This window comes from Endozoicomonas sp. ALE010, from assembly GCF_049310165.1.
Taxonomy (GTDB): Bacteria; Pseudomonadota; Gammaproteobacteria; order Pseudomonadales; family Endozoicomonadaceae; genus Endozoicomonas.
On the sequence record NZ_JBLYNV010000003.1, the window covers coordinates 19,326 to 41,263 of the forward strand.

General features: G+C 44.1%; 20 protein-coding genes. 3 read left to right on the forward strand and 17 right to left on the reverse strand.

What is annotated here, in order from left to right; all coding sequences use genetic code 11:
• Positions 1-63 precede the first annotated feature (63 nt).
• The 17 genes from ACO6UY_RS02245 to ACO6UY_RS02325 all read right to left on the reverse strand — a co-directional run bounded on the left by ACO6UY_RS02245 (position 64) and on the right by ACO6UY_RS02325 (position 19,004).
• A complete protein-coding gene (locus ACO6UY_RS02245) occupies positions 64-1,446 on the reverse strand; it encodes a phosphomannomutase CpsG (RefSeq protein WP_422446280.1) in 1,383 nt (460 codons plus the stop codon).
• 363 nt (positions 1,447-1,809) lie between these two features.
• Positions 1,810-3,297 carry a mannose-1-phosphate guanylyltransferase/mannose-6-phosphate isomerase gene (locus tag ACO6UY_RS02250; RefSeq protein ID WP_422461134.1) on the reverse strand — a complete coding sequence of 496 codons (1,488 nt, stop codon included), beginning with the start codon at positions 3,295-3,297 and terminating at the stop codon, positions 1,810-1,812.
• 128 nt (positions 3,298-3,425) lie between these two features.
• On the reverse strand, positions 3,426-3,881 hold the full coding sequence (locus ACO6UY_RS02255; protein WP_422488924.1) for a GDP-mannose mannosyl hydrolase: 456 nt from the start codon (positions 3,879-3,881) through the stop codon (positions 3,426-3,428).
• Positions 3,882-3,954: 73 nt separating this feature from the next.
• Positions 3,955-4,917, reverse strand: coding sequence for a GDP-L-fucose synthase (gene fcl / locus ACO6UY_RS02260; RefSeq protein ID WP_422461130.1), 963 nt, complete (start codon positions 4,915-4,917; stop codon positions 3,955-3,957).
• 144 nt (positions 4,918-5,061) lie between these two features.
• Positions 5,062-6,183, reverse strand: coding sequence for a GDP-mannose 4,6-dehydratase (gene gmd, locus ACO6UY_RS02265; RefSeq protein ID WP_422488926.1), 1,122 nt, complete (start codon positions 6,181-6,183; stop codon positions 5,062-5,064).
• A 192-nt stretch (positions 6,184-6,375) separates the two neighbouring features.
• On the reverse strand, positions 6,376-7,158 hold the full coding sequence (locus tag ACO6UY_RS02270) for a WecB/TagA/CpsF family glycosyltransferase (protein WP_422488927.1): 783 nt from the start codon (positions 7,156-7,158) through the stop codon (positions 6,376-6,378).
• Positions 7,155-7,952, reverse strand: coding sequence for a WecB/TagA/CpsF family glycosyltransferase (locus ACO6UY_RS02275; protein ID WP_422488929.1), 798 nt, complete (start codon positions 7,950-7,952; stop codon positions 7,155-7,157). Before ACO6UY_RS02275 ends, ACO6UY_RS02270 begins: the two co-directional genes overlap by 4 nt.
• Positions 7,953-8,166: 214 nt before the next feature.
• On the reverse strand, positions 8,167-8,964 hold the full coding sequence (locus ACO6UY_RS02280; protein ID WP_422461122.1) for a glycosyltransferase: 798 nt from the start codon (positions 8,962-8,964) through the stop codon (positions 8,167-8,169).
• A 370-nt stretch (positions 8,965-9,334) separates the two neighbouring features.
• A complete protein-coding gene (locus ACO6UY_RS02285; protein WP_422488930.1) occupies positions 9,335-10,657 on the reverse strand; it encodes a hypothetical protein in 1,323 nt (440 codons plus the stop codon).
• 288 nt (positions 10,658-10,945) lie between these two features.
• The gene (locus ACO6UY_RS02290; protein ID WP_422488932.1) at positions 10,946-12,274 is read right to left on the reverse strand and encodes a lipopolysaccharide biosynthesis protein; all 1,329 of its coding nucleotides are present in this window, start codon (positions 12,272-12,274) and stop codon (positions 10,946-10,948) included.
• Positions 12,275-12,334: 60 nt separating this feature from the next.
• Positions 12,335-13,345: an acyltransferase family protein gene (locus tag ACO6UY_RS02295; protein ID WP_422488934.1), complete on the reverse strand. Its 1,011-nt coding sequence runs from the start codon at positions 13,343-13,345 to the stop codon at positions 12,335-12,337.
• 234 nt (positions 13,346-13,579) lie between these two features.
• A complete protein-coding gene (locus tag ACO6UY_RS02300; protein ID WP_422488935.1) occupies positions 13,580-13,993 on the reverse strand; it encodes a type II toxin-antitoxin system VapC family toxin in 414 nt (137 codons plus the stop codon).
• Positions 13,990-14,214 carry an AbrB/MazE/SpoVT family DNA-binding domain-containing protein gene (locus tag ACO6UY_RS02305; RefSeq protein WP_422446312.1) on the reverse strand — a complete coding sequence of 75 codons (225 nt, stop codon included), beginning with the start codon at positions 14,212-14,214 and terminating at the stop codon, positions 13,990-13,992. The genes ACO6UY_RS02300 and ACO6UY_RS02305 overlap by 4 nt, the downstream gene beginning before the upstream one ends.
• Before the next feature lie 135 nt (positions 14,215-14,349).
• Complete coding sequence (locus tag ACO6UY_RS02310; RefSeq protein WP_422446314.1) at positions 14,350-14,487, reverse strand: hypothetical protein; 138 nt, start codon at positions 14,485-14,487, stop codon at positions 14,350-14,352.
• Between the two features lie 397 nt (positions 14,488-14,884).
• Entirely contained in the window at positions 14,885-17,071 is a 2,187-nt protein-coding gene (locus ACO6UY_RS02315; RefSeq protein ID WP_422488936.1) for a GumC family protein, read from the reverse strand.
• Between the two features lie 65 nt (positions 17,072-17,136).
• Positions 17,137-17,703, reverse strand: a complete 567-nt coding sequence (locus ACO6UY_RS02320) for a polysaccharide biosynthesis/export family protein (RefSeq protein WP_422447893.1) — start codon at positions 17,701-17,703, stop codon at positions 17,137-17,139.
• Between the two features lie 83 nt (positions 17,704-17,786).
• Entirely contained in the window at positions 17,787-19,004 is a 1,218-nt protein-coding gene (locus ACO6UY_RS02325; protein ID WP_422488937.1) for a hypothetical protein, read from the reverse strand.
• 440 nt (positions 19,005-19,444) lie between these two features.
• On the opposite strand from ACO6UY_RS02325, the gene ACO6UY_RS02330 reads away from it, so the two are divergent.
• The 3 genes from ACO6UY_RS02330 (at position 19,445) to fis (ending at position 21,920) form a co-directional block, all read left to right on the forward strand.
• Positions 19,445-19,966, forward strand: a complete 522-nt coding sequence (locus ACO6UY_RS02330) for a hypothetical protein (RefSeq protein ID WP_422488939.1) — start codon at positions 19,445-19,447, stop codon at positions 19,964-19,966.
• 614 nt (positions 19,967-20,580) lie between these two features.
• A complete protein-coding gene (dusB, locus tag ACO6UY_RS02335) occupies positions 20,581-21,609 on the forward strand; it encodes a tRNA dihydrouridine synthase DusB (protein ID WP_422489011.1) in 1,029 nt (342 codons plus the stop codon).
• Entirely contained in the window at positions 21,606-21,920 is a 315-nt protein-coding gene (gene fis, locus ACO6UY_RS02340; RefSeq protein WP_209199972.1) for a DNA-binding transcriptional regulator Fis, read from the forward strand. The genes dusB and fis overlap by 4 nt, the downstream gene beginning before the upstream one ends.
• Positions 21,921-21,938: the final 18 nt, after the last annotated feature.

Consider the following 21,938-nt stretch of genomic DNA (forward strand, 5'->3'; position numbering starts at 1 on the left):
ATTTTTCATACCTGAGGATGGCGCAAAATATTTTCACGTGCCATGGGCATTTGTGGTTCCAAATCATTGCCGAATCAAACTCAACAACTCAGCCGTTTTATCTTTCATCAACGCCACATCCCCCCGGCTTTCCACATTCAACCGAATCACCGGCTCGGTATTGGAAAGTCGCAGGTTAAAACGCCATTGCCCCATATCCAGTGAGATACCATCGGTATGATCCACAGCTAACGCATCCTGTTGATAAATCGAAAGAATCCTATCAATAGCCACCTGTGGGTTAGCCAATTTGCTGTTGATCTCTCCAGAGGATGGAAACAGGGCAAGCCGTTCGGCCACCAACTCAGAAAGCTTCTTGCCCTTATGGGACATTAACTCCGCCACCAGTAGCCACGGAATCATCCCTGAATCGCAATAGGCAAAGTCACGGAAATAGTGATGGGCACTCATCTCACCACCATACACCGCATCCTCTTTACGCATGCGCTCCTTGATAAAAGCATGGCCGGTTTTACAGAGCACCGGCACACCACCGGCAGTCGAAACCTGGTCAATAGTATTCCAGGTCAATCGAGGGTCATGGATAACTTTCGCACCAGGATAGTGCGCCAGGAACGCCTCGCCCAAGAGCCCAACAATATAATAACCCTCAATGAACTGACCTTTCTCATCAAACAGGAAGCAGCGGTCAAAATCACCATCCCAGGCAATGCCCATATCTGCATGATGCTCAAGTACCGCATCCACCGTTGACTGTCGACAGTCGTGTAATAGTGGGTTGGGAATTCCATGGGGAAAGTTACCATCCGGTTCATGGTGAACCTTCACAAACTCCACCAGTACACCGGCTTCCTTAAACCGTTCCTCAATGGCATCAATCACATGCCCGGCAGCCCCATTACCGGCATTTACCACCAGTTTCAGTGGCTTTAATTCACCAGGTTTGATATACCCCAGAATATGATTCACATAAGGGACAAGGTTGCTGATCTTCCGATAAGAGGCAAATGGGATGTCCGGGGAACCGAGTCTGTTCGATTCCATAAACGCTTCTTCAGCCAGCCGCTGAATCTCCCGCAACCCGGTATCCCCCGAAATCGGCTTACTCTCTTCCCGCACCAGTTTCATGCCGTTATAATCTTTCGGATTATGGCTTGCAGTCACCATAATGCCGCCATCAGCCTTCAAGTTTGATGTGGCAAAGTAAACCTCTTCAGTACCGCACAAGCCGATATCAATCACCTCGGCTCCGCCTGCCCGTAAACCGTCGCTCAGGGCTACTTTTAACTCCGGGGTAGACAGGCGAATATCGCCACCCACAACCATCGTTTTGGGCTTGAGATATTCCGCTGTTGCCCGGCCAATCCGCCAGGCAATATCTTCATTCAATTCATCAGGCATACGGCCACGGATATCGTAGGCCTTAAAACAGTTAAGAGTGCTCATTCTCGACTCCTGGAGTGAAAAACAGTCTATGTCGGCCTACATCTATGGTGGCCTGTGGATTTATACCAATTCCGCCTTCTAAATATGAGATCGAGCAAGTCATTTTGGACAGCTGGGCAAGGCGGAATGACGAGTAATAGCAGGGCTATTGCGAGGAATTCCAACGAAGATCCAGCTGTTCAAAATGGCTGCGCAGTTCATATTTAGAAGGTGGAATTGGTATTACCAATAACCCTGGAGATTGCCGAATTATCCGTAAGCTTTGACAGCAGCATAAATAACGACCCTGCCGACGGCTGAGCGCCGCCTGTGCCACTATATACGACGCCAAAATGGTGACAGCCAGCGACAACCAGTAACTCATCACGCCCTACCATAGGTATCCTCAAACCGCACAATATCATCCTCACCCAGATACCCACCGCTCTGCACCTCAATCAGCTCAAGGTTGAACTTGCCGGGGTTTTTCAGCCGGTGAACAACACCAATAGGAATGTAGGTAGACTGATTTTCAGTCAGTAGAATTTCCTGATCACCATTAGTTATCAGCGCAGTGCCTTTAACCACAATCCAATGCTCGGCACGATGATGGTGCATCTGCAAAGAGAGCTGGGCACCGGGCTTAACGGTAATGCGCTTGACCTGGAAACGGTCACCTGTATCAATGGAGTCGTAAGCCCCCCATGGACGATAAACCTTGCGGTGCAGTTTGACCTCGGAACGGTTTTCCGTTTTCAAACGATCAACGATCTTTTTAACATCCTGCACGCGGTCCTTATGGGCCACAAGGATGGCGTCATCACTTTCGGTGATCACCAGGTCATCAACCCCCACCGTGGCAATCAATTTTTTCTCACTGCGCACATAGGTGTTGCGTGTATCGCGAAGCAATACATCGCCCAGAGTGGAGTTACCCGCATTATCCTTTTCAGAAATATCAGCCAGCGAAGACCAGGAGCCGACATCAGACCACCCGGCATCCAGAGGTACCACCACTGCATCGGTGGTTTTTTCCATCACTGCGTAATCAATGGACTCATCCGGGCAGGCCTTAAAGGCATGCTCGTCCAAACGAACAAAGTCCAGGTCGGCACTTTGTACTTCCATCGCTTTTTGGCAGGCTTCAAGAATATCCGGACGAAACTGGTTCAATTCTTCCAAATAGCGGGAGGCTTTGAACAAGAACATGCCAGAGTTCCAGTAATAGTCCCCAGAGGCCAGATAACCCTGAGCCGTTTCCAGATCCGGCTTCTCTACAAACTGATCGACTGAGTAGATAGTTGTGAGTGATGGATTATGGGTTGTGGATTCAACGTTTTTACCCGCTATTACCTCTACCCGATTCCCTATTATCTGTTCACCCGCCTTAATATAACCATACCCTGTTTCCGGATGGGCAGGCACAATACCGAAAGTGACCAGTTTCCCATCGCGGGCCGCTGGTAATGCCGCCTCAACAGCCTGATGGAAAGCCTTAACATCGTTAATCACATGATCCGCTGCCAGGACCAGCAGGATTGGATCGTTATCAGTTGTGGGTTGTAAGTTTTGAGCCTTAAGAGATGCCAGAGCGACTGCCGGGGCGGTGTTCCGGCCAGCAGGTTCAAGAATAATCCCTGAGGCTTTGCGGTTCATCTGGCGAAACTGTTCTGCCACAAGGAAACGGTGCTCTTCATTGGCAATCACCAATGGAGCGGCAACAGAGTCCAGCCCATCCAATCGGGATACTGTGTTCTGCAACATAGTCTGTTCGTTGACCAAGGGCAGAAACTGTTTTGGGTATAAAGAACGGGACTGAGGCCAGAGGCGGCTGCCGGAGCCGCCGGACATGATTACGGGTATTAGGTTCATAGTTTTTGTTATGAGCTGTGAGTTATGGTTTTTGTACAGTGGGTTGTGGGTTGTGGGTTGTGGGTTGTGGGTTGTGGGTTGTGAAAAGAATGATTCTTGGGTGTGAGAGGGAACTCATCACTTATAATTCACGACCCATCACTAAAATAATCCTTAGTATGTTGATGGACCTGCTGAGAAGCCAGCAATTCATCAACGGTAAACCAGCGATAATCCTGATGCTGATCAGCTGGAAGATCATTGAGACTAATATCCAGCTCCAATTCATAACCCAACACCACATAATGAGTACTGAAGTTATCACCAAAAAAATTATCCGGGTAGAAATGCTGATAAGGTCCTAAAAACCGGGCTTGAACAAAACTTGCATCACATCCCAGTTCCACTTTAACCAGACGGCGAAAAGCGTTTTCCACCCGTTCGTCTTTCTGAATTCGCCCACCTGGTACAAACCAAAACCCTTGGGCAGGGCTATTACTCCGTAGTCCCAACAGCACTTGCTTCTGGCGATTACGCACAATCAAATCAATGGAGACCAGGGGCGAAGAGGCGACAACTGTTTTGAAAGTTTCGAGTCCAAGCATAGGGTTGTGTTAATGATGAAGTAGGAATAGTTAATGGTTAAAAGTGAACAGCAATTACTTATTAACTCTCAACTCATACCGACCGCAACTGAGCAGCATGTTCAAGGAACCAGCGGTAAGTCATACCCAACCCATCTTGCAAAGAGACCGAAGACTTCCAGCCCATCCGATGCAAACGGGAAACATCCATCAGCTTACGGGGTGTACCATCAGGCTTGGAGGTATCAAACACAATGTCACCCTCAAAACCCACCACCTGCTTCATGGTCTCGGCCAGTTCTCGAATGGTGCAATCCACCCCGGTACCCACATTAACATGGGACATCATGGGTTCGGTATGTTTGCAATAAATGGCCTTATCCAGGTTCATCACATGGAGGCAGGCTGCCGCCATATCATCCACATGAAGAAACTCTCGCATTGGCATACCGGTTCCCCATACGACGACTTCTTTACTTCCCCGCAGCTTTGCTTCATGAAAGCGGCGCATCATGGCCGGGATTACATGGCTGTTTTCGGGATGGAAGTTATCGTTTTCACCATAAAGATTAGTTGGCATTACCGAGCGGTAATCAACGCCGTACTGCCGGTTATAAGATTCACACAGCTTGATACCAGCAATCTTAGCGATGGCATAAGGCTCGTTGGTGGCTTCCAGATGGCCATTAAGCAACTCAGTTTCCACCATAGGCTGCTGTGCTAACTTCGGATAAATACAACTGGACCCCAAAAACAGCAGTTTCTTAACGCCTGCCGCAAAAGCCTGATGGATAATATTGCACTCTATCATCAGGTTTTCATAAATAAACTCAGCCGGGTAAGTGTTATTGGCATGAATACCCCCCACTTTTGCCGCAGCAAGATACACTTGATCAATCGGTGCAGAGTGGAAAAACTCAGCTACAGCACTCTGGCTGGTTAGATCCAGCTCACTGCGACTGCAGGTAATTAAATCAATATCAGCTTGTTCAGACAGCTGACGAATAATAGCCGATCCCACCATGCCTTGGTGGCCAGCAACAAAAACTCTTTTCATAGGAATTATTTGATTGAACGCCCCGGCACAGGCCGGGGTCAATTATGTCTTGAACATGTTAGCCTCGGTTGTGAGTTTTTAGTCATGGGTTATGAATAGAGAAAGTTCTCACCCTCTCAGTTCATACCCCAAAACTTATAACTACTACTCCCGCGACACTTTCACATCGTAGCCATGCTCTTTCAGCAAAGCGTGCTGCTTGGCCTTGGACAGGTCATACTCCACCATTTCTGCCACCATTTCTTCCAGTGTGATCACCGGTTCCCAACCTAGCCTGGCGTTGGCATTGGATGGATCACCCAGCAGGGTTTCAACCTCAGCTGGACGGAAGTAACGGGGATCAACCGCAACCACCTTCTGGCCAAGGGTCAGGGCCGGAGCGTTATCACTGATAATCTTCTCCACATAGGCACACTCATTCACACCGGAGCCTTCCCAGCGCAACTGAATACCAATGGCCTTGGCGGTGAAATCTACAAACTGTCGTACAGAATACTGGACACCGGTAGCGATGACAAAATCTTCCGGGTGTTCTTGTTGCAGCATCAGCCACTGCATCTCTACATAATCACGAGCATGGCCCCAGTCCCGCAGGGCATCCATATTTCCCAGATAGAGGCACTGATCGAGTCCCTGAGCAATATTAGACAGGCCACGGGTAATTTTACGGGTAACAAAGGTTTCACCACGGCGGGGTGACTCATGGTTAAACAAAATGCCATTACAGGCATACATGCCATAGGACTCCCGGTAGTTAACAGTTATCCAGTAGGCGTACATTTTTGCCACGGCATAGGGCGAGCGAGGATAAAACGGTGTAGTTTCCTTTTGGGGAATCTCCTGTACCAAGCCATATAGCTCGGAGGTAGAAGCCTGATAAAAACGAGTCTTTTTCTCCAGCCCTAAAAAGCGGATTGCTTCCAGCAGGCGTAGAGTACCAAGAGCATCAACATCAGCAGTGTATTCCGGTGATTCAAAGGACACCGCTACATGAGACTGTGCTGCGAGGTTATAAACCTCATCCGGCTGTACTTCGCTAATAATTCGAGTAAGGTTTGAGCTGTCACTCAGGTCACCATAATGAAGCTTGAAGTGTTGATTTTCTGTGTGTGGGTCTTCATAGATATGGTCCACACGACCTGTATTAAACAGTGAAGCTCGACGTTTAATGCCATGTACTACATAGCCTTTTTTCAACAGAAATTCGGCAAGATAGGAGCCATCCTGACCAGTTACCCCAGTTATAAGTGCGACTTTTTTTGACATTTATGTATCACCGTATTTTCAAAGTGAGTAGTTATGGCTTTTATGAGTTAAGGGTACTCAGTGGTTTTATGAGAGCTATCATGGGTTGTAGGGATTACAGGGAATAGTTGAAAGTGACATGAAGATAATGAAATTCACAATGATCTGTTCTTTCTGCCCAATCCATGGTTCTGAAAAAAACAAAAAATTCATTTAACTTTTACTGGTAATGATAAAATCCTTACGGAATACCAAAGGCAGAATCTTAAGGCCATCTATAAAATATCGTCTTAATTTACCTTTAGGGTCTTTTATAAAGCGATATAACCATTCCAATGCCAGTTTTTGCATCCATAGCGGGGCTCGTTTCTCCTTGCCAATAAGAAAGTCGATAGAAGCACCAATACAAAATGCTTTACAGGGAAAATCGACTACCTGCTTCAAACGATACGCAAGAATCTCCTGCCGTGGCGAACCCACTGCCAGAAACAATACTTCTGGCCGATGATTTGTAACAAATTCAATACAATATTTCACCGCATCCGGGCTGTTAATAAACCCCATAGGCGGATAATGGTGAAACAGTTTTTGCAAATGATATCGTTCTTTGATGTAAGTGATTGCAGTCTGATCTCCCCCAATAATGGCAACTTTCCGATTTCTAAGAACACCCGAGTTAAATAGATACTCTGTCAGGTCACTACCTGGTAAGAAAGATATATTGGCACCGTGAAAAAACCTGGACACAAGCTGCAATACACGGCTATCTAGAATTGCAATATCGGCTGCCCGATAAGCACCAACAAATAAAGTGTCTCTGGAATCCACGTAGCGCACCAGGTGATCCACATTAGGCGTGACACAATATTGGAAAGATTCAATTTGCCCCTCCTTAATCCACTGCTCAACTTGTGGGGCGGTATAATCGCATAATGGGATACCCAATAAGTAACCCTGGGTTTCATGACCGTTTACATTAAATGAATATTTAGTCATTGGGAGAGAATATCATCTTTCATAGAAGATTTAACTATCAAAAGTTTTGGAATTCGAGCCAGAAAAACAAAATTACCAATAATATAACGACCGAAAAGTCGAACAGGCTCCTGCAAAAAACGATACAACCATTCCAACCTTAGCTTTCTCAATATCAACGGTGCACGAGAAACTTTACCTCCAAGAAAATCCAGAATGGCACCAGCATTCAAAATTAGCCCATTGGGTAGATGCTTAACTAACTCATTCGCTATTTTCTCTTGTTTAGGCATACCCATAGCTAAAACAACGATCGGCCTTTGAAACTTCCTCCAATTAATCTTGTTAATGTAAAACTCATTAGGCTGAAAGCCATCAAAGATAAAACAGACATTCCCCCCCTTACACTCCAGTGTTTTTTTGGCATTTTCTAGCCATGGTGATTCCGTACCCAGTAAAATAATTTCCCGTTTCTGCTGAATAGCGCGCTCCAGTAACTGGGGAATAAAGTCAGTACCATTCATGTTCTTTCCTGGGGCAATTCCAAGAGTTCGACATAACAGACTAATGCCAACACCATCTCTGAATAACCAGGTTGAAGAACTCAGACTATCAAGAAATAACTGATCATTTACTGCCAAATTGAAGGCATGAGCATTTAAAAACGAGATTATTGTTGGTTCAAGTGATGCTTGATCCAAGCATTTCTGAATAATTATCTGGTGATCAGTACTCTCTGAAACAATGTGTAACTTATGACACAAAAGCTGAGTGATATTTTTATAGCATCTAATGCCAAACATAACTTTATTCATCTTTTATTTTTCAACTTCTTTTGCATGTTGGCTGATCAAATGATCATGGTGAATTGGAGAATTATTCTGTTGATACCAATATATTCTTCTAAATAGTAAAATACTGCATCTGATTAACCTTTTTACAGGTGGGGCCAGAATGTAGGTTAAGCATTAGTTACCCTAGTTACTGACGTTAATATCTGAAAACGATAAGCTAAAATGCGAAAAAACCTTATTTTGATCGTAGTGAAAACATTAATTCCGGTAATATTTTTTTGAGTAAATAATGTATCTGATGACTTACAAAAAGTACACTTGCCATAATATGGGAAGCTTCCATAACTTTCCGACGGATACGGTAATCCTCCTTCAAAGCCTTTTGCCTTTGTACCACAGAAATACCATCAAGATAAAATTTGCAAATTTTAATTTGGAGTCGCAATGGGGGCCGGTTAAAGAAATCACAGGCCTTAATGAACTTACACATCAAATCATAATCGCCACTGAGTTGGTAACGCTCATCATAACCCACCAATGCCAATAATTGGTTGTTAAAAAGCATTGCTTGATGGGATGTAACCATACCCTTCAACGCATGTTGAGGTAAACGGGAGCAGCTGAGGTGCTCAGTACCGCTTTGACTGATATTGACTGCATCCCCATAAATCAACAAAGGCATAGGCTTCTCGGTTATGTTTGCAAAATAAAGTGACTCACGAAGCTTATGGATAACATCAGGCCCATAAAGCTCATCACCACTGTTCATATAAAGACTATAACCACGGTGTTCGATGTAGTTACGCCCTTTGTTCATGGCGTTGTAAATACCCGTATCCGGTTCGCTAAGCCAGCGCCAGGCAAAAGGTGGCCTTATTGCTTCGAGCCACTGTTTGGTACCATCTTTTGAATTACCATCAATAACAATCCAGCAGAATTGTTGATCTGACTGACTTAACAGGGACTGATAAGTTCGCTGGAGTTCTTTCAGGTTATTAAAGGTGACAGTAATAATATCAATATTTTGTTGCATAAAAATCCGTTCACAAGAAGAGAGCTTTAACTGATTCACTTAAAAGAAGTTAGCATTTTTTGGAAATGAACTGGCTTTACAAAAACCATGCCGTAACACGCTTGCTGTGTTGGCAGAATCAGACAATCTGATTCTGACAGCCGTTATACACAAAACTAATAAGCTTTACACTTTCAACCTCTACAACACAACCATCAATTGCCTGTCGGCAGGCCCATTTTGATGGGTAAGGGACTATTGTCAACTACTCAACCACTTTATTTTTTCTACAGCGGGGCCATAGTGTAATTCAAAGACAAGGGATAAAATCCACGAAATTCTTAACCAACTTTTATAACTGGTTTGATCAATAGCACAAAAAATATCACTTTCATGATGAGTTTTTACCTGATAACCATCTAATGTTAAAAAATCGTGACTCTCTGGATAGTTTTCCCAAACGGGGGTATTCGACTAAATTCAAGTAAGCCAATACAGCAAAAAACAATCCATAAGTTTGCCCACCAAACGTCATGATATTAGAGTAAACAGGGTTCAATAGTGCAAAGACGATAGAGTAACGGATGGCAACCACCAACGGTCTTTTATCATCAGGCCGACCAAATGCCCAAACCAGATTGTTACGGAAATAGAAAAATATTAGTGGAATTGCTAACAAGCCAAACCGGTACCAGATGCCATAAAGTCCCACATCTGATAGGTAAAAATGGCGATTATAAACTTGATGAAAACCACCTTGCCATTGCAAGGAAAGTGCCCCCATACCTACCAGATTATTGTTGAAAATTTCATCCACAATAACCTGTATGGTCACATCCCTGACCCTGGGGCCATGATCATGGGTGGCTTCCTCATAGAGCTTTTCGAAGGTTTCGACCTGCTGCCCGGCCCAATCCGGGAATAGCGCAATAACCAGTACCAAAGTAAAAAGGGTAACATATCCCAACTGCACGACACGGAAAAGCTGCTGACGAAAAGCGACCAGAGTCATCAGCAAAAGCATTGCCATCATGCTTCTGGTTTGAACAACAAACCACAGATAAGCGACACACACCAATGCCAGTAACATCCATTTAATAGCAGCCTTTGAAAACAGATAAGGCAGACGACGCAAGTTTAATATCGCAAGCAGATACACCAATCCAAGAAACGAGCTGCCAAAGGTAAAACGCCCTGCACGAAACCCAGTGTAAAGATCTTCTAAATCTTCAATCGCACCCTCCACCTGGAAAGAAACACCAGCGCGGACTTGCAGAATTTGCAGTGCATAGAGCGAACCTAATGCCACACACGCCAAAAAGGCAAAGATAATGTACTTCTCTATTGTTTTCACCGTAATGTGTTTTTTTAAAAGACCATAAAATAGTGGGAAAAAAATCAGATAATGCAAAATTCGTCGTTCTTCCAGCATGCCATAACTTATAGGTTGACCAAAGCTCAGCCATGCCAGCAAAGGGGAAAGTAGTATAGTACTCCCTACCAATAACAGAACCCAATACTCATAAAAAGTGCCCTGCCAGCGGCGTTTGATGATAATCTGCCAGGCACAAATAGAGAGCAATATGAAAACAAACAGCTCCCGAAAAAAAGGGATACCAGAAGTTTTAGAATCACTTAAAAACAAAAAACCCATATTAAAAAGGATCAATATAAAATAGGGGTGTTTTCGTTTGACAGAAAGTAAATTAACCATTTATTGAAAGTTATACAACTAAGAAACGGGAAGCAACTCAACAACCACCCTCTAAAGCCGGTGGTTTTAACCTGGGAGCCTAATGAACTGAAGTACCATTAACTTGGGTAAATCTGACAATTTTAGAATAATTGACTACTTCACCTTTTAGTAAGTTTGTGTACTCACTAAATATACAGTTTGGAGATGCATATGTCAGCATGCTCACATTAAATTCATTGATATTATTAAGAAGTTTAAGCGATGATAAAACACCCATAAAAAAATAGTCTTCATTAATAAATTTACTCATATATTCCTTAGCAATCTTCTGATATCAATGCTAAATACAATCGTACGAGATAATTCAGAGATCAATATAAATGACAAAACAACTCCGATCATTCCAACATCAATTCCGAATCTATAAGAGAAAAATGAACCCAAAATAACCAAGACAACTCCATAAGTAGCTTGGCTTTTAAAATTATTTGTGCCATTGAGCAGCATCGTGAGTGCAATATTTATGCTTGATAAAACCATCCAAAATGCACACAACATTAAAAGTGTAAAACTTGGAACCACTTCACTACCTGCCCATATATCAATTATCAACTTCCCAAATAGAACAAAAATAATAGAAGAAGAAAGAGATATAATAAGTACTGAAACAATGGATCTTTTTAATGTTGTAGTTATCCATGCCTTATCTCTTTTATAAAATGCTTCTCCATAGGCAGGCCACAAAGATTGTAAAGAAACATTAATAAACATCAAAACAGCACCTATGATTCGCTGAGTTACAGCAAAGGTTGAAACCTGCGCTACACCCACCAAGGATGATATAATCAGTATCGGCATATTTTCTTTTAGAGCAAAAGAAAACTGCGCAAGAAAATTCCACCCCCCTGTACTAATTACATCCTTAAAGTGTTGTGTTCTAATAAAGTAGATAGAGGGACACATCTCTCTATTTTCCACTTTAGAAAAATAAAATATCGTATAAACAAAATAAACAATACTTGGCGACACTATGAACAAAACAGACAAAAGATAGAGACCGAGATCAAAGTATATACTTATAAAAATAAAGAACAACCCCAATACTCTTCCTAAGCAGAGCAGTAGGTTTGCCAAATAGTTTTTTTGATAACCAACAAGAACTCTTTCAATTAGGTTTATAGGAATACAAGCTATAAATGCAATGCAACTTAATTTTACTGCCATTATTGATTCACTATAAAGATCCTGACTATTAACATTAAACTTAAACAGACGATCAAACGGAACATATGAGTGAGAAACAAGAAAGCAAAATAAGATAAAAACTATCAAAACTGAAACCAGAAAATAACTTGTCGAAATATAAATCTTTGGGTTGACTTTATCATCATTACCATAACACCTTGTAAGTGCATTTTGCAGACCAATACCTAACCCAAAGTCACTTAGGGTTAAAAAACTTACAAGCCCTGTAATAGTCATCCAAACACCAAAACGTTCAACCCCCAAATATTCCAATGTAAAAGGAATCGTTACTAGTCCAGAGACAATAGTTATCGATTTTGCTAAAATACCCGTTACAATCCCTTTAAATATACCTTTATCTCTTTGAGATTTAATTTTATTAAAAATCATAAATACTTAAAATAGAAAATGTTTGCTGTGGATTTGATAAAACAATATTGCATATCCAGTTTATTTTTTTATTAAACGGCTTAAGGGAGCAGAAAATAGATAGTTAAGCCAGACATAATGCTTTGCAAAATAGAAAACTACAACAGGAAAAATAACACCTGCCAGTGTTCCAATTACCAAGTGTATAGCAGGGTCGTAGATATAGAACAGGTTAACCAGAATAATCCTCACACCACTTCCCGCTAGTATATGCAACAAATAAATACTCATTGATGCAGAACCAACAATTAAAAACCAATGAATAGGTTTACGAACCAAACTTTGAGATAACAACACAATAAACACAATAGATATCATAGCAAGTAGAAGGCTTAACACACCTTTGTCTTCATAATTCATATCCAGTTGTAAATGAAAGATGTATTGGGAAACAGCAAAAATTATAAATGCAAAAAGTGTAAAATTTAGGTTCCCAGAGCCTGGAAATAGCTTTTTATAGCGGTCATATAAAATGCCAGCAATAAAAAAAACAAGATTATTTGTGATAAATCCCAAGTTATAAGCACTGGGTAGCTGCTTCTGGAAGATGTATAGTAAGATAGACACAGCAAAAGCTAATAATATCAGTCTATTTTCACTGGAATTGAACAAAATGGACGACAACACAAAAATCATAAATAGTGCATACAAGAACCAGAACTGCCATTGTGGTTGCCATAGAATTGTTAATAATGTGCTGGCCTCAACCTTATTATTGGTGAAGGATGACAAAACAACTATGACTCCCCCCTGGATTAAAGACCATAATAAATAAGGATATACAATAGTATCAATTTTACTGGATATTAATTTCAACCTCCCTCTTCTTCCTAGAGAATTCATAAAAAACAAACCGGATAAAAAGAAAAATAGTGGCATATGAAATGTATACACTAGACTGTCGACTAATGTGTAAACACCAACATTCAATGGAATCGAAGCATTATAAACACCTCTTGCAACATGACCATAGACTACCAGCACTATACCGATGGCTTTTGAGTAGTCCACCCATAAGCTTCTATCACTCATAACACCATTAATCCTTTAATATTATCTTGCAATAGGTATTTAAAAATTGAGTTTAGAGTTTGAAGGGTACTATCGTTTGTATTGAAAGCCTTTGTAACACTTTAACCTGGCCAAAACATGCTGATTTGCTGTGGTAAAAGCACTCACTATGTGAATAACGACTACTGTCGTAATGCCCATCTTTACAAGCCAGTCAGCCATTTGCTATGAACTGAAATAATTCTGCTTCACTAATTAATTAGTGCCAGGAGTTATCAATCTCAGGGTGGGAAAATAGCTTGTGAATTTTCCATTATCCCGTGTTATCAGTTGGAAATTTGAAGTCAAAGCATGGGCTCCAATAAAGAAATCAGGCAATGGTAATGTTTTATTGCCTTTGTTTTTTCTATATTGAAGGAAAACTTTTCCTGCCAGAAATAGCGCTTCACGTGGCATTTCCAAAACTTTAATGCCCATTTCAGTTAATGTTTCATCGACTGCTTCTATTGTTTTGAAACCAATCGATATTTCTGTGTATACCATTGAGTTGATGAATAGGCTATTGCTCTGGCTGTACTGTTCCAGAATATTTTCTGACCAATCAGCCCAGTTTTTGTCATTGGTCAATAAGTCCAGAAGAACAGAAGAGTCGATGAGAATGCCGTTCACGGTTTTCCCCTCGTATACCCCATAATTTCATCTGTGCTCATTTGGGCAGAAGCGATTCCTCTGAACCGGGCAAATTTTTTCTTCGTTTTTAGTTGGTCTCTTTTTGCCAGATAGAATCTGCCGTTCTCCTCAATAAAATCTATTTCACTTCCCGGCACAACTCCGAGTGCCTCCCTCACTTCCCTGGGGATAGTGACCTGGCCTTTTATAGTAACTCTCATGATTTTCTATCTCTGGCTTAAAGTAATACTAATATAGTATTACTTGAGAGTGTGTACCAGAAAAGCCAATGGAATCAGCCCAGAAACCCGAAAAGCCGGGGCCAGCCAGTGGCCGGTAATTACCGTTGGCGGCCTCTATTTACCCTTGTGCAAAAGATTCTTCTGCTCTGTCCAAGGCAACATTTTGCCGAAGCTGTGAACAATGGTCAGCAGCGCAAGAAGTAGCTCGCCAGGTGTTTTCTCGATTTCCTGCTCCAGGTCCTGTATTTTCATCTCAGTAATTTTCAGGAAGTTGATCAGAAGCTTTAAGAATCCACCCCAAATAAATCCCGGATATAAACCTTACCCCGATTCTCTGGTCGCAAGCACGCTACCGCTCACCATCTTTTGCGCTCTATGTTGGAACAGCGAAACGTCTGTTTGTAAAAATCATGCCGCAGGCATATTGCTACTCTTTAACTTTCACCCCCTGCAATGAGGGCATTTATCTGGTATTTGAAAATCGATGTATAGCTAATGTAGACATAATAAATGACAAAGTAATAACAGAATTACTAATTATCATTTTCCTTATAATTTTTTTTAATTACATTGATCACAAAGGATACGATTAAAAAACTTTTCTTTTTTCTGTTTTTGTGTCCTCCTCCCCAGTTAACAAAAAAGCCAATTAAACAATGCCAGAGTTATAGCCGTTATGGTCGTAATAGCCCTGGGTATAGCCATAAGCATCTTTTTGCAACGGATTGATCTTATTCAACACTGCTCCTGTCACTGGCGTTCGGGCCTGTAACAGACGACCAACCGCCACCTGTATTGCATTCACCTGCATGCGGCCAGCTTCAACCACATAGATCAAGCCATCGCAATGGCGGGAGATCATCAGCACATCACTGACGTTCTGCACCGGTGGACAGTCCAGCAGCACATAGTCGTAGTGCTCTTTCAGCTGTTTCAGCAGCATGCCGTAACGCTCAGAAGCCAGGAGCTCCTGGGGGTTTGGTGGTATCAGGCCACAGGGGATTACATCAATGCCATCCACCGTATGCACCGCTTCATCAACTGAAGCCGAACCCAACAGCAGGTTTGCCAGGCCAGCAGAACCACCTTTAATAGCGAAGTTCTTACCTAAAACCGGACGACGCAGGTCGCAGTCAATCAACAAGGTTTTACCCAGCTGCCCCAGCGCCAGCGCCATATTGGAAGCAATGGATGACTTACCCTCACCGGGCGCAGTAGAGGTAATAGCAAAGAGTTTATGCTCCTGATCCATTGCGCTCAGGTTGATGCCGGTCCGAATAGTCCGAATCGCCTCTCCAAATCCATGCTGGTCTTTATTGGTGAACAGGCTGTGAATCTGACCATCCAGTTTTTTATCGGTCATCTTTGGCAGCACTCCCAGCACTGGCAGATTCAGCTTTTCTTCAACGTCGCTTGTTGTACGGATAGTGTTGTTCAGCATCTCCAGCAGGAAAGCAACACCACAGGAAAACAACAGCCCCATCAAGCCAGCCACAACAACAATCAGTTTTTTCTTTGGTTTTATTGGGTGCTGAGGCGCATAGGCCTGATCCACAATACGAGCATTAGCGGTCTGTAAATCGCTGGTGGCCGAAGTTTCCTGAATACGTTTAAAGAATGCGTCGTAAAGATCTTTATTAGTCTGTACTTCACGTTCCAACGCCCTTAAGCGGAACTGTTTGCGGTTGATTGCCTGCACATTGACCTTTGCCTCCGCAACCGCGTCCTCAAGGCTGCGTTCGTTGGCTTTATCCAGCTCATAGTCCCGCTCTACCCCTTCAACAATATTACCAATCTGGCTGTCAATATTATTCTCAAGGCTTTCCAGGTCACTGCGTGCTGCAATCATTTTCGGGTGCTTTGGCCCATAGCGACGGGAAAGCTCCTGAACCAATCGCTGACTTTTTGCTTCTTCAGTTTTTAAGTCTTTTATCAGTGGATGGTTTAACACCGCCTTTAGTGAATCATGACTATTTTTTATACCACCATTTTGAATCTGCTGATAAATACCTTCAGACACCGCCAGTTTCCGACGCAATGCCACCAGTGACTTCGTCAGGGCTTTTAACTCATCACTGGAAATGGTTAATACCCCTTCCAGGTCCACCAGGTCTTCACTGTCCCGGTAATTCTGAAGACTCTGCTCAGCAATACGTAACTTCTCAGAAAGCTCATTCATCCGTCCCTGCATCCAGTCAGTAGCACTGAGCGTCAGGGATAGTTTTGCTTCCATATAAGCTTCGATATAGGCACCGGCCACCGCATTGCCAATGGCAGCTGCCAGTTTCGGGTTTTCGGACTGGGCGTGTATTTTCACCACCTGAGTTTTGCGTACAGGCTCAATGCTGACTTTTTTATTCAGGGCATTGATCACATCCCTGCGCACCGAAGACTCATCAACTTCTCCCCCGGGCTCCTGAAGGCCTAACCATACTTTCCAGTCCAGCAGCCCGACATACCAGGGAGCATTGTTCAAACGATCATTAAACTCCGGGTTATTCATCAGTCCGAGTTTATCCACTACCTTTTCCAGAACCCCCCGGGATTTCAGCACTTCAAATTGGGTATTCAGGTAACTGTCGCTGCCTTCAATGCCATAGACCTCCTCAATGGAAAGCACCTTGGCCTGCTCCTGTTCTATTTGCAGAACCGTGGTCGCCTGATAGACCGGTGTAATAGAAAACACCACCAGAATGACAATTAGAGTGACCGCCAGGGTAAAGCCAATAATTGGCCAGCGGTAATTGACCACTACCTGAACAATCTGGCGCAGGTCGATAATGTCTTCATCTTGCTCTGCAATACCCGGCAGTCGAGTGGGTTGTGAATTACTCATAACTATGACTTCTAACAGATGAGGCAACAAACTCCCGTTTACTGCCTGAATCAGGAATTTATTACTTAGAAAAAGCTCTCTTTAACATTGACAATATCACCAGGAAGCACCGAGTTATTCAGTGCCATGGTACGTTCCTGCAAATGACCATTTTCTTCACGGGTAACCACCACCTCCTTACGTGCCGCACGCTGGGTAAAACCACCAGCAAGGGCCACCGCCTTTTCAAGAGTTAACCCCGGTTCAAAACTGAAACCACCAGGTGATTTAACTTCACCACTGACAAAGAACTTGCGGTATTCGGTAATTCTGACGGTCACTTTCGGGTCAATAAAGTAATCCCCCTTAAGCTCACTGGTCAGAAACGACTGCAACTCACCGACCGTCTTTCCCTTCACCCGAATCTCACCCAGAAATGGGTAGGTGATGGTGCCCGCATCGGTCAGCCTGGTTTCCACCTCCATATCCTCTTCACCAAAGACGGTGATACTTATCTGGTCACCAGAACTCAGGCCGTAGGTAGAGTAACTCACCAGCTCTGCATTCGTGATATTTGCCATCAGCGTCAGGGTGGGGAAGATAATTGCCAGAAGCGGTTTTACCCTTCTAGCCAGCAAACAGGGTCCTTCCATATTCACTACCATTTCTGCAAAAAACAGGAAACTGACGACTTTAGTCGTCGACTTATTTTATAACCATTAACATTTAAACAAGATTAAAGAGACACTTCAGCCGTCAGCATGTATACATTACGGCTAAATCCATCCGGAGTCTGGCCCACAGCCAGAGCCTTTTCATTCCGGTCGATGGTATTCCAAGAAAAACCCAGTGTCGCATAACGACGCAGTTGCCATTCAACTCCTACACCAAAATCATTTAACGTAAGGTGCTTCAGAGCTTCACCACTCGCTCTTTGCAACTCTTCATTGGTGTATCGGTAAGTAACACGGGTTGAGATACGAGATGTCCAGCCGTGTTTCCAGCTTACCTCAGTGCTGGTACCCTGAGTAAAAGTCACATCCTGTGGATTACCAGACTCAAGACCGTAGTCACGAGCAGTACTGAACTGAATCAGGGAGTGCTCCAGGGGCAGGTAACTGGCACCCACCTCCCAACCGGTATAGCCTTCTGAGCCTACCCCACTGACCTGACTGCTACGGTAGCGACGACCCAGCTTGGCGTAACCGGTGGTTTTCACTGTAGCTTCCCAACTCAGACCCACCAGATAACTGGTAATGTCATAACCGGCACTGTTTACACCGGTGTAATCCAGCTTGCGCTGCTTGATTTCTACCAGTGCATCAGTTACGGGCATAAAACGGTAAAATGCGGTACCACCCAATTCCGTTGTTTTGCGGTCATTACCTTGTGCAAGGCCATTACTGGTTTTGTAGTCCTGCATGTTGTAGCCACCAAATAGGTCAGCACGAAGGATGGCTTCCTGGCCACCCAGACCGTAGAGGAGACGACCAGTGGTGCGGATGTATTCAGGGGCACTTAGATCAACAACACCATTTACTGTTGAACCTTCATCATGGTAATTGCCAATACCCAGCGTCAAATCTATCCGGTTACGACTATTCAGCTCGTGATAAAGGTTGGCATCAAGGCCAATATTGGTAAAGTCAGCATCCTGCTCACTGGTAAAATGTTTGTTTTTTGCTGCTGCTCTTACCACGTAGGTATTCAAACCCTGCTGCGCCTTAAATTCAACAGATGCTTCCAAGTCATAAACCGTAGAGCTTTTGTTTTTCAGGCCATCGGTCACACTATTTTGAAAGATATTGTCATCATAGCCAATATTCAGAACAGCCAGAGGAGTTACTTCAACGACACCCCAGTCTATATGTGCAGGCTCTTCTACCGCAGCAACTGCCCTCAAACCATAACTGGTCAGGGCGATACCAATAGCGAGCTTACTTATTCCCTTCATTTCCTACTCATCCCTAATGCATCTTCTAAAGGCACTTGTCAGTCCAGACATGTCGAGCCTGAAAAGCTCTTGTCATCAATGATCCCGCCATACCTTGGGAAGTAAGACCTGTAATCACACAGCAAAATTGATGCCAGCCTGCTTTCCTATTTATTTACTAACCGGAGATCACCTCTAAAAATAAGCAGTTGTACTAATAGACCTAAAAATCAGTTTGTATTATAAAATCAGTTTAAATATAATTTCTAGCAATATATTAATATATATTTAAAAACCGGCTCTTTCTATTAAACGAAAGCCAATCCCTGAAAAATGGATATCTAACTTCATTGGATCTCGCTGATCAGGAAATTGCTGTTTATTTTCAATGGATCATCGCTTCCCATGGTAATTCCTAAACGTTCACGCCCATCAGGGCGCTTTGCCATACAGGAACCCGGATGAAACCAAAACACTTACTTGCCTCAAGTGCATTGTCGCTGATCGCTATTGTTGGTATGGCCCAGGCAGATCTGGTACAGGACCTGGCCACCATGCCAGCCGACCAAGCACTAACCATAGCAATGCAGGCTGAAAATTCCTCTATTGAATCAGTTATCAGCAGTGCTGCTCAACAACTGAATAATCAGCCAGAACTCCTTTCTGCTTTGATTGAAGCCGCAGTTAAAGTTTATCCTCTACAGACTGGTCAAATTGTTTCTGCCGCCATCAGTCAGGCACCTGACCAAAAAGAAACCATCGTCAATGCAGCCAAGGCAGGAGCTGGCAATAATGCTGAGCTGATGAGCATGGTCGACCAGGCCGCCGGACAGTTTGAGCAACTGGTGACAGCACTCGATGATGTTGAAACAACTGAAGAAATCGAAGCGGAACAACAAGAAATCGCCCCACTACTTCCACCACCACCGCCTCCTGCTAATTCTGGCTCCAATGACAGAGAGTCCTCCATCAGCGATAACTGATTTAAATGCACCCGATTCGATCGGGTTTTTTATGTGTTAACCACAAAGAATCCAAAGGTTTTCACCTTGTTGTTTTATAGGTCTGTTATTTGGGGAAGAAGATTTATAACCTCAACAGATTTCCCGCCAACCAAAAGCCGCCTCACTCCAGGAGTGTAATTCCCATTCTAAAATGTAGCTTTTGCCGTGAAAAATATTTTGCTTAACCATTTTTCATCCCTGAGGGTGGCGCATAATATTTTCACGCGCCATGGGCATTTGTGGTTAAAAACAGTCCTTCCACGGCTCAAAAAATGCCCACTTTTAATGCGACCTATCAACAAATTGAACAAATTCAGTGCTTATCCCTGCATTGAACCGGTTTCTTGCTGACCTATATCAAAAAATGCACCACCCATTGGCTCTATCATTGATCTGCGCCAGAAGGTCTGAGGTGAAGTGGATAATGGTTTTTGCATTAGCAAATCCACCACTTTTAGCTGAACAAATATTGATCAATTTCACTTTATCGTGAAATATGTAGAGAGTATGATGACCCGCTGGTTTCATCATCACCCATCAGATCGAGGCTTTCTTTTTTGTCAGGTCAACCAGAACACACAGCGCCAGCACCGTTGAAGATTGGTCCTTACGCCATCGTTAACCCGGTGGTACTGGCACCCATGGCGGGCGTTACCGACAGTCCGTTTCGCAAACTCTGCCTGAAAATGGGTGCAGGCATGGCGGTGTCGGAGATGGTAACCAGCAATCCGAAGCTCTGGAATACCCGTAAGTCCAGACTGCGTATGGATCACAGCTGTGAGTCCGAACCGCGCTCCGTGCAAATTGCCGGAGGCGATCCGGAGCAGATGGCCGAGGCGGCCAGGCTGAACCAGGAGTTTGGAGCACAGATCATAGACATCAATATGGGTTGCCCTGCCAAGAAGGTGTGCAATAAGGCGGCCGGTTCTGCCCTGCTGCGGGACATTGATCTGGTGGAGTCCATCCTGAAAGCGGTAACGGCTGCGGTGGATATTCCAGTAACCCTGAAGATTCGTACCGGCTGGGACCCGGACAACCGCAACGGTGTTGCGGTCGCCAAACTGGCCGAACAGTGTGGCATTGCCGCCCTGGCGGTTCATGGCCGCACCCGGGCCTGCATGTATAACGGTGAGGCGGAATACGAAACCATCGCCCGTATTGTTGAGGCGGTGACTATCCCGGTGATTGCCAATGGCGACATCACCTCACCGGAGAAAGCACGGCATGTGCTGGACGTTACCGGTGCCAACGCATTAATGATTGGCCGTGCCGCCCAGGGCCGTCCCTGGATATTCCGGGAGATCAATCACTACCTGCAACACGGGGAACGGTTGGCAGCCCCGGATCAGAATGAGGTTCAGGCAATCCTTTTGAGGCACCTGGAAGCCCTCCATCAGTTCTACGGCCTTTTTTACCAGGAGCTCCAGGCTGTGCGGATTGCCAGAAAACATGTGGGCTGGTACATGCAGGACCAGCCATCCGGCCTGGAGTTTCGTCGGCATTTTAATAAGCTGGAATCTTCGGAAGAACAGCGCACCTGCATTCAGGAGTATTTTCAGCGTTTTTCAGAGTCGACTTTTGCGAAGAAGTCAGAAGGTAACGGAGAGGACATAGCGGCATGACGGCAACACAAGTAATCGTAGAAGAAGGTCGTCCAGTAAATGGCCATGGGGGAAGCCTTGCCACAGCGTCGAGAATACCGGAGTCCCAGACTCTGCGCGACAGTGTGGAAAAATCCATGAATAACTACTTTGCCCACCTGGACGGGCAGGACGTCACCGATGTCTATCAAATGGTGCTGTCTGAAGTAGAAGCACCTCTGCTGGAAACGGTCATGGCTTACGTCAAGGGCAACCAGACCCGCGCGGCCACATTACTGGGCCTGAACCGGGGTACCCTGCGCAAGAAGCTGAAGCAGTACGGCCTGCTTTAATTGGTTCATTACTCTTTT

Coding starts and splice junctions, on each gene's coding strand:
- ACO6UY_RS02245 (WP_422446280.1), bottom strand. CDS start 1,446: ATGAGCACTCTTAACTGTTTTAAGGCCTACGATATCCGTGGCCGTATG.
- ACO6UY_RS02250 (WP_422461134.1), bottom strand. CDS start 3,297: ATGAACCTAATACCCGTAATCATGTCCGGCGGCTCCGGCAGCCGCCTC.
- ACO6UY_RS02255 (WP_422488924.1), bottom strand. CDS start 3,881: ATGCTTGGACTCGAAACTTTCAAAACAGTTGTCGCCTCTTCGCCCCTG.
- fcl (WP_422461130.1), bottom strand. CDS start 4,917: ATGAAAAGAGTTTTTGTTGCTGGCCACCAAGGCATGGTGGGATCGGCT.
- gmd (WP_422488926.1), bottom strand. CDS start 6,183: ATGTCAAAAAAAGTCGCACTTATAACTGGGGTAACTGGTCAGGATGGC.
- ACO6UY_RS02270 (WP_422488927.1), bottom strand. CDS start 7,158: ATGACTAAATATTCATTTAATGTAAACGGTCATGAAACCCAGGGTTAC.
- ACO6UY_RS02275 (WP_422488929.1), bottom strand. CDS start 7,952: ATGAATAAAGTTATGTTTGGCATTAGATGCTATAAAAATATCACTCAG.
- ACO6UY_RS02280 (WP_422461122.1), bottom strand. CDS start 8,964: ATGCAACAAAATATTGATATTATTACTGTCACCTTTAATAACCTGAAA.
- ACO6UY_RS02285 (WP_422488930.1), bottom strand. CDS start 10,657: ATGGTTAATTTACTTTCTGTCAAACGAAAACACCCCTATTTTATATTG.
- ACO6UY_RS02290 (WP_422488932.1), bottom strand. CDS start 12,274: ATGATTTTTAATAAAATTAAATCTCAAAGAGATAAAGGTATATTTAAA.
- ACO6UY_RS02295 (WP_422488934.1), bottom strand. CDS start 13,345: ATGAGTGATAGAAGCTTATGGGTGGACTACTCAAAAGCCATCGGTATA.
- ACO6UY_RS02305 (WP_422446312.1), bottom strand. CDS start 14,214: ATGAGAGTTACTATAAAAGGCCAGGTCACTATCCCCAGGGAAGTGAGG.
- ACO6UY_RS02310 (WP_422446314.1), bottom strand. CDS start 14,487: ATGAAAATACAGGACCTGGAGCAGGAAATCGAGAAAACACCTGGCGAG.
- ACO6UY_RS02315 (WP_422488936.1), bottom strand. CDS start 17,071: ATGAGTAATTCACAACCCACTCGACTGCCGGGTATTGCAGAGCAAGAT.
- ACO6UY_RS02320 (WP_422447893.1), bottom strand. CDS start 17,703: ATGGAAGGACCCTGTTTGCTGGCTAGAAGGGTAAAACCGCTTCTGGCA.
- ACO6UY_RS02325 (WP_422488937.1), bottom strand. CDS start 19,004: ATGAAGGGAATAAGTAAGCTCGCTATTGGTATCGCCCTGACCAGTTAT.
- ACO6UY_RS02330 (WP_422488939.1), top strand. CDS start 19,445: ATGAAACCAAAACACTTACTTGCCTCAAGTGCATTGTCGCTGATCGCT.
- fis (WP_209199972.1), top strand. CDS start 21,606: ATGACGGCAACACAAGTAATCGTAGAAGAAGGTCGTCCAGTAAATGGC.